The following is a 16,857-nucleotide window of genomic DNA, read 5'->3' as shown; positions in this document are numbered from 1 at the left end:
GCCAAACAGACCGATTAGATGGGAGTCTGAATCACCGTCCATTTGGAGGTCAGGGAGGCAGAACTCACTGAATCATTGGACACGTCAAGACGATCTCCGGCAACTCCGGCCTTCTGATCCCAAGCGTTGTACGACAGGCTGACTGTTCCGTAAGCGTTTTCGGCCGGCACGAATCGCAGCCGATCCGTGCTTCGCAACAACAACTTCGATCCAGCCGAGACGCTTCCGACGGGCTGCCATGTCTTGCCATCAATCATGTATTCCCACGTCCCTTGGGCGGTTCCTCCCCCGTTAGTGGTCATCGTTTCATCACTGCCGTAGATGGCGATGCCTTTCAGCGCGGCCGTGTCGGCGTCACTGAACAATCCCAACAAGATGGACACCGGTTGACCGGAGAGTTTTGTCTCCTGCATGATTTGCGGTTGAAGGAACCGTCGTCCTCCTGCTGAAATGACTTTCTGGGCGAAGATATCCTTCGGGAACTCGTTCTCCTTGGTGGACGGGAAGTTCGTCGCCGCCCCCGGTTTGAAGGTCGGCGTTTGATTGCCGAGCGAGTAAGTGGCTGTCTCGATGCCCTTGCTGAACGCCGTCCCCGCCGTTGATTTGAACGTTCCGGAGACGCCACCCGATGAACCATCCCATGCTTTGTATTGGAACTGGCCGGACGCCACCGAGGAAGCACCCGCATCGAATCGAATCTCAGCGGCTCCATTGAGTAACAAAGCCCGGACAGTGGAAATGTTGGTCGGGATCTTCACCCACGTCAGCGGATTCGCGGGCGTCTTGCTGTATTCCCAGAAGCCCCCCTTTTGGGTGATCTTGGTGATGGCAATGCCAAGGTTCGTATTGTCCACGACAGACGTGTTCACCGGTGTCGGCCCCAGCACCGTGTCCACATCGCTCGCTCCTGTGGCATTGAGATCAGCCACGCTGCGGGGCGAGGAAGTGAAGATCCGGGCCACCGACAGATCCAACACAGGGGCGTCGTTGACCGGTGTTACTTGAACCACGGCCGTTTCACTCTCCACACTGAACTGGCTTCCGGTCGTGACGTTCCCCCGCTTGGGGTCAACCCCGCCCGAACCTTGAAGGACGCTCCAAGCCCTGTAAGTGATCGTGGCGTTGCCGTACCAATTGGCATTCGGCAAGAAGCGAATGCTATCAGTTCCCTTCAGAAGATAAGCGGTGGTGTCCGAAACACCATCAATCGGCTGCCACTTGGTCCCGACCTTCACCTGCCAAGTGCCGTCGCCGGTCGTAGCCGTGACCGCCAGGCCAAGGTTGGCGTTCGCGGGATAATCCACGCCAAGGAAGCCGACAATGCTCTTTGAGGTCTTGCTGAGCGGATTGAGGTTGTCTTCGGTCGTCTTCGGCAAAACCGCCCGGCCGGCAACATCCACATCCGGAACCGTGACCCCGACTTGAACCCAAGCCGTGTCTGTCGCCGTGCTGAAGGCAACAGGATTCGTGGCGGGGTTCACAATCGTATTGGTCGTGCCAATCTGCCCGTCCCAAGCCCGATAAGAAATCCCGCTAAAACCGACGAAGTTCTTGTTCGGCAAAAACCGGATAAACGAGTTCCGGGAGAGAAGAAGAACCCCGCTTGAGGAAACGGCGGGCAACGTCACCCAAGAACCGGCGGAGCCATTCGGACTGGACTGCCACTTGCCACCCGTGCCATGAAGCCCCGTGATGGCCACGCCCACCGTGGTTGGAGTTTCAGAATCGGTGGCATTCACCACCAATCCCGCCACCTGAATACCCGACGGGTTCAGGGCGTTCTTGGCCACGTCCGGCAACATGAGGGTCGGAGTGATGTCAATCGTCGGTTGCTCGTTGACAGGAGCAACCGTGATGGTGAACACTTTTTCCGTGGACAAACCGCCCGCATCTTCGGAATTCACTCGAATCGTATAGATATTCTTCGTCTCGTAATCGAAGCTTGCGGTCGTCTTCAGTGTCGAGCCGTCAATCGTAAACGAATTGTTGTCCGGGTAGGTTCCCGATTGAACCAGCGTGTAAGTGAAAGCGTTGTCCCCATCCAAATCCGTCGTTGAGAATGTTCCAACCGTTGTCCCGGCCGGCGAGTTTTCCGGGACACTGGAATTGGCGAGCGAGATGTCCGAGGGGGCATCGTTTTGAGGATCAACGGTGATCGTAAACGTCTGGGTGGCGGAAGTGTCGACACCGCCATTGTCCGTGGTTCCGCTATCCTTGATGCGAACTTGGATGGTCGCCGTCCCGTTCGCGTTCGGCGCGGAGGTGTATGTTAGCGTTCCGTCCGGACCGATGACCGGACCGGCGCTGAACAAGGCGGGATTGGAGTTGGAGAAAATCTCAAAGGAAACGGTCTGGGATGATTCGTTGGCCGGTCCCTTGCTGATGTCCTCGGCCCAAGGCGTCACCGTCTGAGCGCCGGAATCTTCGTCCACCTCTTGATTGGGTCCGGCGGTGAAGCTCGGAACGTCATCCACCGGGTCCACCGTCACGATGGCGGTGTCCTGTGTGATAATCGGCCCGTTTCCAGTGGCGTTGAGGTCATTCGTGACGACAACGATTTCCTCGCCTCCGAAGTAGTCCGCATCGGGCGTGTAAACCAAGCCTTCCAAAGCCGTGTTGATGGCTGTGACAGTTCCGGTGATCTCCACAATCTCGTCGTCCGTGCCGGTTCCTTGCGAGAACATCACGTCGTCTGTTGATCCGAGCGTGAGGGTTCCGTGCGAGACACTCAGTTTGACTTTCAAGTCACCGATAAAATTCGGGTCCGTCGATAGCGTGAACTCATTGTCATTCGCCGTCGAGAACTTGAGCGTCTGGTCTTCCAGCATTTCTTGCGGCGCCGGAATCGCATTGACCGGCGGGTTAAGACTCAGCGACGCGACCTTCAACGAAACATCGTTATCTGTTGTCCCGTAGCTCACGGCGTAAGAGCGAGTGCCGACAACGATCTTTGATCCCTCGGCCAATGTGGCGAAAGTTCCGGTGACCGCATCTGTGTCGTCGTTGTCAATAATGTCAAACGTGGTGTTCAACGGGGGAGTGAACGCCGGGGCCACCGACAAATTCAGGGCGGCCCCGGTCACATCCACGGTGCCGGTGACGGCAAGTTGGGCGTAATCCGTGCCCGGCGTTGTCCCGGTCAGATTGACCTTCAAGGTATTGCCATCGGCCAGTTTCACCGGCCCGTTGACGGCCACCACTCCCTCTGGCGAGAGAGTGAATGTCTTGCCCGTCCCATCAAATCCGCCATACTGTCCGGTCTGTACCGCCACCGTTCCTCCGGTGGCTGCCAAATCGATGCCTTCTTGGATGCGACTATCCGGGCCGGATTGTGCCCCGGCGGTGAACACGTTCAACAGGCTGAAATCACCTTGGAAGCCCGGAGTAAGAGAGTCTGTGTCCGTTCCGACGTTAAGTGTCGGGGAATAATCGATCTGGGCGGCCGAGTCACCGGTGAGGGTGTACGGGTATGGCGAATCCGGTTGCGAAGCCGGGCCGGGATAATCAAACACGGACGGAAGCGTCCCGTTCAATTTGGCGAGGGTAACGACCGGTTGGGCCGACCCAAACCAGTTGGCCGATGCGTTGAGAACCGACCCGGTGTTGTTTTCCAACTGGCTGGCGAAGTTCCCCGTGATGTTGTTTCCACTAATGGTGAATCCGGCACCCAGAGCCGTCGGAGCGGCGAATTGGAATCCGAAAGTTTTGTTGTTGGTGACATCATTCTGGGTGATCTGATAATCGCCGTAGCCAGTGCCGTCCGGAAGCAGAAAGCCTGTGCGGTTGTCATCAATCACGTTGCGGGTAAACGTCGCCTGACTGTTGCTCCCATTCAAATAGACGCCAGTACGGTTACCAGTGATGACGTTATTACGGACCACGGCTCCGGTCGAGCCGCTGTCGTTGGCAACGCCGATGTTGTTTTCTCCACTACCCGTGGCGCGGGTGATGGTGAAGCCATCCAGCACTTGGTCTTGACCGATGACGACAGTTTCGTTGGCTCCGCCAAGCACCCCCTTAATGGTGGTATTCGCCGCTCCGGACCCGATGAGTTTCAGCCCCGGCTTGGCGCCGCCGACCATGTTCACATCATCGTCATATGTGCCTGCATCAACGTTGACTTGATCGCCGGCCGAGGCGACAGCGATCCCGCGAGTGATCCCGCCGCCGCCCGTCGCGCTGCCCATCGTGACGAACACTTGGCCTGGCTTCACCCGAACAAAGCCCAGCGTGCTATCATCAACAGCGTGCGTGATCTTGTCCTCGACCGCATATCCTTGGGACGTTGTCACCGCGCTCCCCAGAACCCCGTCGTAGGTCACCCCGGTGCCATCAAGTGCCACTCCGTGTTCGGCCCCGTTCGACAGTTCCACATACGGGCCGGTCTGGCCGCTGAACGACACCCCGCCCAGCGTGTTTCCAGTGAGGCCGGCCAGCGAGCCGATGAGTTCCAAGCCCGTGTCGCCCCCGCTGATCGCCGGAGCACCCATCACCGTCAGATTCGTCGCCGTCCCGAGCGTCGCGTCCACCTTGATGCCCGTTCCCCCCGCGATGGTTGAGATCGGCATCCCATCGATGATGACCTTAGAGGCCCCCCCCGGCCCTCCCGACAGGAAGTTCGTCGTCCCGACCGGGTTAAAGTTTAGGTTGTCTGTGAACAGCACCCCCGTCTGGCGAGCGTCGACGACCGAGTTGGTCGAGCCGAGCGTGATCGTGTTCGTTGTCGGCACATTGAACAGAACAACCCCGTTGTCCGTGCCCGTGATCGTGTTGTTCGTGAACGTCGGCTTGACACCGTCCTGAACCGACTCAAACATCACCCCGACATTGTTCGTCACCGCCCCAGTCGCGGCCGAGATCTTGTTGCCGTCAATCGTCACCCCCGTCGCGTTTGAATACGACAGCCAGTCCAGAATCCCCCCCGCATAAGAGCTGATGTCGTTCCCCGACACCGACCAAGTCGCCGGTCCGGCCTGCGAGAAATTGCTCAAGTGAACACCGGTCCACACGCGAGTCATCTTGTTGCCAGTGACATCCGCATAGTAGTTACTCCGCAGCGACACGGCATAGCCAAAGTCGTAAACCCCGATACTGTCGAACCAGTTCTTGGAGATCGTGTTTCCACTGGCCGCGCCGTCTCCCCGGAAACCGATGTACACGTGTTTGATGATGTTATTTTGAACTGTCTCGTTCGAGAACGCTGCCGTCGGACGGACCCCATAACTGACGTTGGTGTCATCACCGCTCGTCAAAGGACCGCCCACGACCGATGGATCGTCACCATCAATCGTAAATCCATCAACGGTGACTCCGGCGGAGGCCAACGTCACCACGGACGTCTGGTTGCCGTTGGTCGTGATGATCGACTCGGCTCCCCGTGAGTCAGCGCCAGCGGTTCCGGCGTTGGCCCCCAAGAGGGTCAACGGCTTGTTGATCGTGATGTTTTCCTTGTAATTCCCCGGCAAAACCTTCACCGTCCCGCCCGATTCCGCGGCGTTCACGCCCGACTGGATTTTCGGGAAGGCATCGTACCCAATCACCGCCGGTTGAACGCCGACCGTCAACGGGTCGGAGTCCACTTCTGTGCCATTGGTCAGACCGGCCCAGTCATCATCCACATACACCGTGGCCGGGGTATCGACCGGGGAAGAAACCAAGATGCGGTCAAAGTTGACCCGTGTGTTAGTAATGCCGACCGGCGTGGGGTTGAACGAGGTCGCGGGAGGCGTGTATGTGCTGGCGGCCGTGGTGATGTTGTAAAGCTGATCAGCCACATAAAGCCGGCCGTCATAGCTCACGTCGATCCCGCTGTAGCCGTTGTCCGTATCCGTGTTATTCCGGGCGATGTTGGTGAGCAAATCGGCCCCGCCGCTGCTGAGATCGGATTTGTTCAGCACCGCAATGGCCGACGTGTTGCCTGCGTATTTGGTCGCATACACCTTGTCGCCAAACAAGGCGACATCCAACGCGCCGGGAACCGTCGTTGAAATTGCGTTTGCAAGATTTCCGTCGGCTGGCACCTTGAAGACGGTGTTGCCTTGTGTTCCGGGAGCCGTGCTTAACTTGCCCGCGATGAAGATGGTTCCATCACGGTCCACCTCCAGTCCGTTGATGGTGGCCGAAAGCCACGGGGCCTGCGTGTGTAAATTCACCTGTCCCCCGACTCCCCAAGAGGTGTCCAGAACGGGGGAGATGGGATTATTCACATTCCAACGCGAGACGACGCCGGTGCCGGTGGCGACGTAGGCGTAATAGGTGTTGCCGATCTTTTGAGCTGTCACATTCGCCGGATCGACGGCCCCGGTGGAGATGGTTCCGATTTGGGCGGTGAGGTCACTGTTGTAAATCGTGACGCTCTTGGAGCCGATATTCGTGACATAAACCTGACCGCGTTCGTCCGTCGCCACGCCCTTGGGCTGGCTGTTTGCTCCGGTGGGGAGCCACGCTTCAAATGTTCCAGAGCTTCCCCCCTTGTACTCGGGGTTAGTTCCGTAGGGAGCATTGCCGGTGTTCCCGAAAATGGCGGTGTCTGTTCCGGGCACGGCCAAAACACCGGCATTAACCTCTCGAACGCCCCAACTGGTTGTCCCTTGGATGAACCCGCCGTAAACAGACGTCCCGTCTTCTGACAGGGCAATCCCTCGCAAACTTCGAGCCTGACTCACACCGTCCCGAGTGCCAAAGTAATCCGACTGGACCTGCCAGGTGACGGCAGGAACGGAACGGTCCTCAAGCGTTTGGATGTTCAGTCTGGCAGAAGCCGGTTTGCGGGTCATCCGCGATTTGTTGATCTGACGAATCGACCACGACCGAATAATCCGAGGCATGTCTGTCCCTTGTCAAAAAATGCAAATTCAGCCTGTCAGACTTATCTCTGAAGGCATGGAGCGGGTTAAGTGAACGCGTTCTGGCTGTCAAACCAACCCGGCGGGGGTTTTCGGAAGGACTCTCAGGATGATTTGCGGGTAAAATCACACTGATGTTCGGGGGGCCGACGAAAGACCTGTTTTGCGACCGGTGGAGCGCACAAATCAGGTAATGATCGCCAGCAAAGTTTGGCCAAAGCAAAAAACGGCAAAGGAAGATTTGAGGCTTGGCAACCAAAGATCTTCAATTGATCCGAATGTTTGCAAACCAACTCATTCGTTCTGCGTCTTGCTGATGATCACGCCGGAAAATCCCGTCCTCACGAATTCATGCCGTTTCCAACCTGATCTCGAAAACGGGTCATAATCCCGTTTTCGGGCCAGAGGAATCAGCCTTGAGAACAATTCAGGAAATCCATTCCGAAACATGTTGTCTAACGACATGGACATCTTTCAGGCAGAAGTCATCCATTGTGGTGGTATGTTGGGTGGCAATTCTTTAATGACTCACGCTTTTATAGCGGTTGTTCCGGCAATTGTGTGAAAAGTTTTTGGAGGAAAATCAAATTATTGTCATGCGTGAATCTTCTTGTTTTGATCTACGATTTCTTTATTTGACATTTCTCAAAACACAAAAGTTCCAAAACCTCTTCAGCAGGTCGCAGGATTGATCGGAATTTCTTCAAGAGAGGCTCGGCAGATGCGACAAAAAAGAGCACTCCGAAGAGTGCGAGTCTCAACCTGATCTGCAAATGACTTCAGCGTGGGCAAATGAAAGCTCAAAAGCATCAAGAATCGTATCAGTGGCAGCGATGTGTGCTTTGGCGATTTGAAGATGCCATGCCGTTTACAAACGCCGATGGGCTTTGGCGCCCGTGAAGCCAAAATGTTCTTGTTTCGGCAATAATCACCACTGACCGGTTTCTGAGAATCTTTCCCTCACATCGATTTTCAGGCAAGTTCCCGGCAAGGGCTTCGATGACTCAGGGGGACAACACAAATTCGTCCAACCCAGAGTCGGTGCGTCCAGGCTGAGCAGACGGATCATCACCCGCCTGCTCAAACAGCCCCCGGATCATGACCGCATGAAGGGCTATTTCACATCAGTTAAGCAGGCGATACAAACATCCGTGTTTGCGAATGAATCGCCAATTATTCTACCTCTCATTAACGACTAAATTCGTTGTCACTTCTTCCTAATCAAGCTGTTATTTTCACAGATTTCCACCGTTGAAATTGAGGTCAATCAGTCAATTCATTTGTCTGCCATGATCTTATCGACCTCACCGGCCGGAGATTTTCAACCAGGCGTCTCGCCCTCAAAATCTTCTCAATTTACCGAGTCGTAGGCTGGTAAGAGCCAACGCGCAATTTATCGGGAGGCGTGATCCCGTTTCAATCATTCAATTCGGCACGACCGTTATTGACGGCATAACCGGCACAATCATCACCTAGGGTTTTGCACTTGGTTTAAGTGCGTTCCCGAATGTGCCCTATGCCCCGTGATAAATCTCCGATCTCTCGAAATCAGCAACGTCCTCTCGCCACGCGACAACTCCGATTGGAAATGCTGGAATCCCGCGTGATGTGCAATGCGGTCAACCCCTTTGATTCCCCGGCGCCGGTGGTCGTGCCCGTGGAGACTCCGGCGGTGGTCGGACCTCAACCCACCGTCCACGGCCCCGGTTGCAATTGCCCGATGTGTGTTCAACGTCGGATGGAAAGCGGAAACATCGCCTGCGCGATTCCCGCGATGGCCGCGCTCGTCGGCCCGGAGGCCGCCAGCGCATCCGGAGTTCTTCCGTATCCGGGACAGACCTTCACGCTCCACAGTCGCCCGGAGGCGACCCGGAAGATCTATCTTGATTTCACCGGTCACACCACCAGCGGGACATGGTGGAACACTGACGCCACCGGCGGGGCGGCCTTCACGACATCAGCCTTCAATTTCGAGGGAACCAACACCGATTTTTCGACCAACGAGCAAGACCGCATCCAAAAGATCTGGCAACGGGTGATGGAAGACTACAGCCCGTTCGACGTGGATGTCACCACGGAAGACCCCGGCTTGGCCGGACTGACTTATTCCGGAGACGGCGACACATCTTGGGGCATTCGCGTCGTGATTACGCCGGACGACGCATGGGCAAGGCCTACTTTCGGAAAGGTCGGCGGCATTGCCTATCTGCCATCCTTTAAAACCGGCACGGACACCACTTGCTATATCTTTTCCAGCAATCTGGGACCAAACAACGAAGGTTACATCGCCGAGGCGATTTCCCACGAGGTCGGCCATACCCTCGGTCTGAGCCACGACGGAACTTCTGTTCAGGCCTATTACACGGGAACTTCCGGCAACAACACGCCAAGCTGGGCGCCGATCATGGGGGTCGGTTACGGCAAGCAGCTCGTGCAGTGGAGCAAGGGCGAGTATGCCGACGCCAACGAAACCCAAGATGACCTGAGCATCATCACCAATACAGCGAACAATTTCGGCTATCGGCCGGATGACGCCGGAAACACGGTCGCCACCGCCACGCCGGTCGGTGTGACCTCGAACAACCTAAGTATTAGCGGCGTGATCGAACAAACAACGGATGTGGACGTTTATCGCTTCACCACTGGGGCCGGACAAGTCTCCTTTGACTTCGAGCCATGGGTGAACTCGCCGAATTTGGACATCCGGGCTGAATTGCGAAATGCAGACGGAAGTTTTTCCATCGTCTCCGATCCCCAGGACACGCTAAACGCCTTCATCTCCGCGACCATCACCACGCCGGGAACTTATTATCTGGTCATTGACGGCGTTGGCGTCGGGAATGTGACCACCACGGGCTACAGCGATTACGGGAGTCTCGGCCAATACACCATCACCGGCACGGTGCCGGAATCGTTTTCACTCAGCGGAGTTCCGCAAACCACCTCGGACTATCTCGAAAATCAGGATGACTTCGTCCTGTCTGCCGTGTCGCTTGTCTCGGCAGACACCAATTTGAATCAGGCAGTTGTCACAATCAACAATTTCGTCGCGGGCGAAGACCAGCTTTTGTTCAACAATCAATCGGGCATTACCGGCAATTTCAGCAACGGCGTTCTCACTCTTTCCGGCATGGCTTCCGTTGCGGCGTATCAGACGGCGTTGCGTTCCATTGTCTATCGCAACCTCTCGGATAATCCCACCACGGGCAAACGAAACCTGAGCTTCCAAGTTTGGGACACCACTAATACTGTCAGCGACCCGGCGAGCCTGAGCCTGAACATCATCGCGGTGAACGACCCGCCAACGCTGAATGTAATAGGCGACCTTGGCCTTAATGAGGACGCCGGCCTCCAAACCGTGCTTCTTACTGGGATCACGCCCGGAGGCGGCGAAAATCAAACCGTCACCGTATCGGCCAGTTCAGACAACCCCGGACTGATCGCAAACCCCGTTGTCTCGGCCGATGGAAACCTGTCCTTCACCCCGTTTGGCGATCACTCCGGATCAGCCAAAATCACCGTGACCGTCACGGACAACGGGGGAACCGCCAACGGCGGCGTGAATACCTTTTCCCGGACGTTTACCATCACCGTTAATCCGGTGAACGATGCCCCGAGTTTCACCAAAGGACCGGATATTTATGCAGGGAGCAATGCAGAGGGACAAACCATCCCCAATTGGGCGACGGCCCTTCTCAGTGGCCCCCCGGACGAATCAGGGCAAACGCTCTCCTTCTTGCTCTCGAATGATGCAAACGGATTGTTCTTGACGCAACCGATAATCTCCTTCGACGGGACACTGACCTTCACACCGGCCGATGGCGTGTCCGGAGTGGCCATGGTGACAGTTCTGTTGGCAGACGACGGTGGAACAGCCAACGGCGGCGTGCCCATCAGCGACGTACAGACATTCAAGATTTACGTCGGGATCAACCGGGCTCCCGAGGTAAGTGTGTCGGGTTCTTCCATGCTTAATCCGGTTGCCCTCGGCAGCACAAGTTCGCCGGGAACTAGGGTCGGCGATTTCGCAACGGCCTTCATGAGCGATCCCGACGAGGGAACCCGTCTTGGCATCGCCATTACCACCGCGGACACCTCCAACGGCCAATGGCAATTTTCTGAAGACAAGGGACAAACGTGGCTGAATCTTGGCCAGGTCAGCGAATCGGCTGCCCGACTTCTTCAGGATGACGATTTTGTCCGTTTTGTGTCTAACTCCAACCACACCGGCACGGCCACACTAACCTACCACGCTTGGGACCAGACATCAGGCACGGCGGGAAGCACGGCCAATCTCATCAATAATGTCGGCGGTTCATCGGCATTCAGTGCCGCCACTCGGACGGCCACCATCCGGGTGGCGGGCATCTTCTCGTCGATTCTGGAAGACGCCAAATCCGGCGGCGGCGTCCTTTCGGGATTGCCCGGAACCGTCATCTCCGATCTGGACCCAAACGCCAAGCGCGGGATCGCCGTCGTCGGTTCCGATGGTGACTTGTCGGGAACTTGGCAGTTCTCCATCAACGCCGGGCGGTCTTGGGTTTCATTCGACACAATCAGTCCGTCGACGGCTCGATTGCTCCGCAGCACCGACCTCGTGCGATTCATTCCGGCCGCCAACCAATCGGGAGAGGTCTACCTCACCTATCACGCCTGGGATCAATCGGCTGGCGTGGCCGGCGGGGTCGTTGATCTCAGCTCTCCCGACAGTCAGGGAGGGGGCACCGCTTTTAGTTCAGGAGTCGATTATCTCTTCACTGTTGTTTCGCCGGTCAATGACCGGCCGGTACTGGATACCCTCTCGAACACGATTTTGACGACTGTTTCCCCGGCCGATACCGATCCGACGGGCGACACCGTCTCCGCCATCTTGGGATCAACCGTCACGGATGTGGATGGCATTGCCCCTCCCGGATTGGCCGTCACGGCGTTCGGCAAAACTGGCGGCGTTTGGGAATATCAATTGGCGGGTGATACCGATTGGACGCGATTGCCAAACGTCTCGGCTTCCTCCGCATTCCTCCTTGGCCCGACGGATCGCCTCCGCTTCCGGCCTACGACCGGCAGTTCAATCCGCACCATCACGCTCTCCTACAAGGCTTGGGACCGTACCATCGGCGAACCCGGAACCACAACAAACAGCAATGCCGGCACGGACTTTAGCGCTGGCGTGGAAACGGCAACCCTGAGCATTTCCTCGGTGGCGGCCGCTCCCGCAAGCGTTGCCCCGCTCCTCAATATCACTCCGGCAGTCTCCCTCACCGCCATCTTGGAAGACAGCAAACCGACAGGAGATTTGGTTTCAACGCTACTCGGCGGATCGACAAACGGAGTGGCCATCTCGGGATTGACCGGAACGACAACCGGTGTGTGGCAGTTTTCGACCAACAGCGGAAAAACGTGGAAAGCCATTGGAGATGTTTCGACGGCCTCCGCCCTGCTCCTTAACAACACGGACAAGATTCGCTATCTGCCCAATGCGAATTTCAATGGCGAAGCCACCATCACTTACCGGGCTTGGAATCGCACCCGTGGAACGGCGGGTTATTTTGCCAATCTCTCCTTGCCGGACACCATCGGGGGAAGCAGCCCCTTCAGCATCGCTGAGAAATCGGCCAGTATCACCATCATTCCGGTCAACGATCCCCCTGTGTTGAACATCTTGCCAAAACCGACCTTCACGAAGATCGCCCCCAACACGGTCGACCCGGCGGGCAACAACGTGCGGAGTCTCCTCGGCACCGCCGTGACCGACCCGGATGCCGGGGCCGAACAGGGCATCGCTGTCATCAAAGCTCCTTCAACGCACGGCGTCTGGGAATTCCAACTCGCCGGTGAATCGACGTGGAACCCGCTCTCCGCTTCGAGTTCATCCCAAGCAATGTTTCTGCGGCCGGACGATTTGATCCGCTTCATTCCCAAGCCCTCTTTTGTCGGTGTCGAAACGCTCACCTACCGGGCTTGGGACCAGACGACCGGGCAAGCGGGCGTTTTTGGCTCTTTGACCGGGAGCAAGTCCGTCAGCGCCGCCACGGAATCGGCGACCATCACCGTGAACAGCAATAACGACCGGCCGGTGCTTGACACGACGCCGAATGTTCAACTCTCTTCGGTGGCGAAGAACGATTCCCAATCAACCGGAGTCAGTTCGGGAAGTTTGCTCGGTTCCGCCGTGACTGATGCGGATGCCGGGACTGTTGCCGGGATCGCCATCACGGCGGCCGACAACAAGAACGGGACATGGGAATATTCGCTGGACGACGGAAGTTGGGTATCGCTCGGCATTGTCTCGTCGAATCATGCGTTGTTGCTGAAATCAACAGACAAGATTCGTTTCGTGCCTAATAACGGGTTTGTCGGCTCGGCAACGATCAAATACAAGGCATGGGACCAAAGCGACGGGTTGGCGGCGGGCCAAATCACCACCGCCGGTTCAACCGCTTACAGTGCGGCCATTGAAACCGCGACCGTGGCCGTTAACAGCGCCCCCATGCTGACTTGGGCGTAAATGCAGATCAAAATCGGTCAAAGACGCATCAATACCTGAGCCGGATTGATCGCCTTGTATCGCCCCTTGTTCGCCGTGATCTCAAACGCCTTCGGGACGGATTCGATTCCGTGGAGAATATGGCCAATCGTGGGCGTCAGACGCACACGGCCCGTGGCCGCCAACCGCACCGTATGCTCAAGATGCCCTCGGGTGCTGACATCCGGGAAGAGATATCGCAGGCTGCGCTCACGGAACAAATCGATATTGAGTTCCAGCGGGCCGCCGAACCAAGATACTCCGATGATTTTGCCCCCGGAGCGTACCGCGTCGATGGCTTGCAAGAGCGACTGGTGACCGGCAAGCCCCTGTTTCGGACTGCCGCCGGCGCACTCGAAAACCACATCAGCCCCGATTCCTCCGGTCAGGTCGCGGATCGCGGAAACCACATCAACCGAACGCGCGTTGAGCGCATGATCGGCCCCGAGTTGACGGGACATTTCACATGCCTCGTCACGAACATCCACGGTGATTATCAAGCCGGCGCCGCTCAATCTGGCAATCTGCAAACATTCCAATCCCATGCTTCCCTGGCCGAAAATCACCACGGTGTCCGCGATTTTCAATTGAGCGGTCTCGACGGCGGCAACGCTGTCGCTCAACGATTGCAGGCAGGCGGCCTCGCTGTCCGAGATGCGATCATCCACCTTCACGAGTGAAATGGCCGGAAGGATTGCCCGTTCGGCAAAACAACCCGGCAGATCGAAACCGATCACCGGGCCTTTGCGGCACAGGTCGCCTCGCTCCGTGCGACATAACGGGCAGTCGCCACAGGGCAGTTTGGCCCGTGCGGCGACACGATCTCCGGGTTGGAATCCTTCGACTCCCAAACCGACTTCAAGAATGCGAGCACAAAACTCGTGACCGAAAAGCTGTATTGGGGCCGAAGTCTCCAATCGACGTTTGATCCGATCATAAGCCAGCGTCGGGATGCCATAAGCGAGTTGAGCCTCCGTCACGCTGGGTTGCACGCAAAGCGGTTCGACAAGCACATGGCCCGGCCCGCACTTGGGTTCCGGCACGTCGTCCAGTCGCATGTCGCTGAAACCGTGGAATCGCCAGGCTTTCATCGCGTCAGTCTCCCTGCTTGCGAACAAACTTTTGAAGCGAGTGACAATCGGCCGGAACCAATCCGCGGTTGCCCCCTGCGGACCAGGTTACTTCGGTCACATAAATGTCACCCCGAGAGTCCAGGCAGATGTCGTGCGGGGCAAAGAAATCGCCGGGTGAGCAGGGGTTCCGGCCGCCACCCCAGCGAGCAAGCAACCGACCGTTCGGATCAAAAATGCTCACACGACCACCCGGCGAATCCGGACTCGGGGGTTTCGTGCCCGGCCACATCCCCGCGCGATAGCCCAGCTCGGCCACATAGATATCACCCGAGAGGTCGATAAAAATCTGACTTGGCCGGACCACATCTGTCCATTCGGAAAGATACCGCCCATCCGGAGCAAAGAGTTGTATTCGGCTGTTCTCACGATCAGCCACGAATACCGTTCCCTGCCGATCCACCGCAATGCCGTGCGGCACATGAAATTGTCCCGATCCGGCGCCTGGCTCGCCCCATGAAAACAAGAGCCGACCTTCAGAGGAAAACTTGTGGACGCGGGCGTTGCCGTATCCGTCGGTGATGTAGAGATCTCCCTCCGGGGAAATAGCCAAATTCGTCGGGTAATGGAAAGGCGGGCCGGCATGGCGAATCGTGCGATAGTCCACGCTCGTCGCACCAGTGTCCGAAGGCTGCCCCTTCACACCCAAGGTCAGCAGTAGCCGGCCATCGGGGGTAAACTTGTGGACCACATGGCCCAAGTCATCCGTGCAATAGATGGCATCGTCCGGGCCGATGGTCAAACCGTGCGGCCGCACGAACAGCCCCTCTCCCCACGAAGCAAGAAAATTGCCGTCCAGGTCAAACACAAGAACCGGATGGTCCCCCCGGTTGAAAACATAAATTCGGTCTTTGGAATCGACGGCCACGGCAGCCACTTCCGTCCATGTGATCCCGGCGGGCCGTTTCGCCCAATGGTCGTCGGCCTCGAAGCCAAACTCCCGACAATTCCCATGAGAATCGAATGTGGTGTTCACGAGACGCGCCCTTCCTCTTTGCTCACTGGCACGGCTGGCTCTTCGTCAGGCGGTTCCGGCATCAGCAGCGCGATCGCCGCCGCCGGGATGAACAGGAATCCGGCGTAGAAAAGCGCCAGCCGATAGTCTCCCACTTCGGTGAACAACCCAAACAACACCGTGCCCACTCCGGCGGCAATTCGGCCAAAGTTGTAACAAAAACCTGCTCCCGTCGTGCGCAACAATGTCGGGAAAAGAGGCGGCAGATACATGGTGAACAGGCCGAAGACTCCCTGACAAAGTCCGATCACGGCAAGGCCATACCACAGTTCGCGGAGTTCAAGCGGAGTGCCATAGGTCATCATCAGAGCCAGGAAATACCCGACACACAGGCAGGCAATGGCCCGCCGATACTTGAGCCAGCGAGCCAGCGCGGCCGCCAGAAAATTGCCGACAATCGATGACCCGATGACCAGCCAGACGATCCGGCTGACCAATTGACTCTTCTCCGCGTCATTCCACTGGTTCAATTCCGGCAGATTCCGCAAGTGCTGCAAATACCAAAACAGAAACGCCCAATGCGCCGTGAGGGCAAATGAACACACAAGCAGCGTCAACACACTGATTCGTCGAACCGGTCCGCGAAACAGGTCCAGAAAACGTGGTTCAACGTGGCCGGTTTTTTGTTTGGCTCCCTGCCATTCCTCCGGTTCCGGCACGGCCCGGCGAATCCACAACACAATGAACGCCGGCAGCACGCCGACCAGAAACACCGTGCGGTGCGGATAACCGGCCCAGCCAAGCAACAAGAAATTCGCCAACCCGGCGAGCATCACCCCCAGATTCACCGCCGTCTGGAGAACGGCCGCCATCCACGGCCGCCAGGCGCGCGGCCAGGTCTCTGACAACAGCGAGGCGCCGACCGCCCATTCCCCGCCGATCCCGAGGGCGGCCAGGAATCGGAAGATCATCAACTGCCACCATGTCTGCGCGAAGTACGACAGCCCGGTGAACATCGCATAAGTCAAGATCGTCAGCATCAGAGCCCGACTGCGACCGATCCGGTCCGCGATCCGGCCGAAAAAGCCGCCGCCCAAGGCCCAGCCGAAAAGAAAAGCCGCCTGAATCCACGAGCTATAAAAGCCAACTTGCGGATCTTTCTGATCGGCAACACCAAGCAGACCGGCCACGAACGGAGCCGCGATAAGCACATACAGGTGCATGTCGAGGCCATCGAACAGCCAGCCCATCCAGGCGGCAGCCCCGGACTTCCACTGCTGCGCGGAAAGGTCTTTGAGCCTTGTGACCTCGCGGCCCGTGGTTGGGGGAGAAGTTGGTTCGGCAGGAATTGGAGGCGTCGAAGGTGATGTCATCGCCAGCAGTTACTTTCCCGTTAGGAGA

General features: G+C 57.4%; 5 protein-coding genes. 1 reads left to right on the top strand and 4 read right to left on the bottom strand.

Translation table 11 applies throughout. The features are described from left to right. Window positions 1–14: 14 nt before the first annotated feature. A complete protein-coding gene (locus tag BGIM_RS0105030) occupies window positions 15–6,827 on the bottom strand; it encodes a right-handed parallel beta-helix repeat-containing protein (protein ID WP_020468704.1) in 6,813 nt (2,270 codons plus the stop codon). Window positions 6,828–8,361: 1,534 nt separating this feature from the next. On the opposite strand from BGIM_RS0105030, the gene BGIM_RS56955 reads away from it, so the two are divergent. Then, complete coding sequence (locus tag BGIM_RS56955) at window positions 8,362–13,353, top strand: tandem-95 repeat protein (RefSeq protein WP_020468702.1); 4,992 nt, start codon at window positions 8,362–8,364, stop codon at window positions 13,351–13,353. A gap of 17 nt (window positions 13,354–13,370) precedes the next feature. Here the strand turns inward: BGIM_RS56955 and BGIM_RS0105010 are convergent, their stop codons facing one another. Genes BGIM_RS0105010 through BGIM_RS48725 form a run of 3 tightly spaced genes read right to left on the bottom strand, consistent with a single transcriptional unit; the run spans window position 13,371 to window position 16,706 of the window. Next, window positions 13,371–14,462 carry a zinc-dependent alcohol dehydrogenase gene (locus BGIM_RS0105010; protein ID WP_020468701.1) on the bottom strand — a complete coding sequence of 364 codons (1,092 nt, stop codon included), beginning with the start codon at window positions 14,460–14,462 and terminating at the stop codon, window positions 13,371–13,373. Between the two features lie 4 nt (window positions 14,463–14,466). Then, a complete protein-coding gene (locus BGIM_RS0105005) occupies window positions 14,467–15,477 on the bottom strand; it encodes a peptidyl-alpha-hydroxyglycine alpha-amidating lyase family protein (RefSeq protein ID WP_020468700.1) in 1,011 nt (336 codons plus the stop codon). Further along, window positions 15,474–16,706, bottom strand: a complete 1,233-nt coding sequence (locus tag BGIM_RS48725) for an MFS transporter (RefSeq protein WP_020468699.1) — start codon at window positions 16,704–16,706, stop codon at window positions 15,474–15,476. Before BGIM_RS48725 ends, BGIM_RS0105005 begins: the two co-directional genes overlap by 4 nt. Window positions 16,707–16,857 lie beyond the last annotated feature (151 nt).

The organism is Zavarzinella formosa DSM 19928 (assembly GCF_000255705.1).
Classification (GTDB): Bacteria; Planctomycetota; Planctomycetia; order Gemmatales; family Gemmataceae; genus Zavarzinella; species Zavarzinella formosa.
This window is presented reverse-complemented; position numbering and strand designations above follow the sequence as displayed.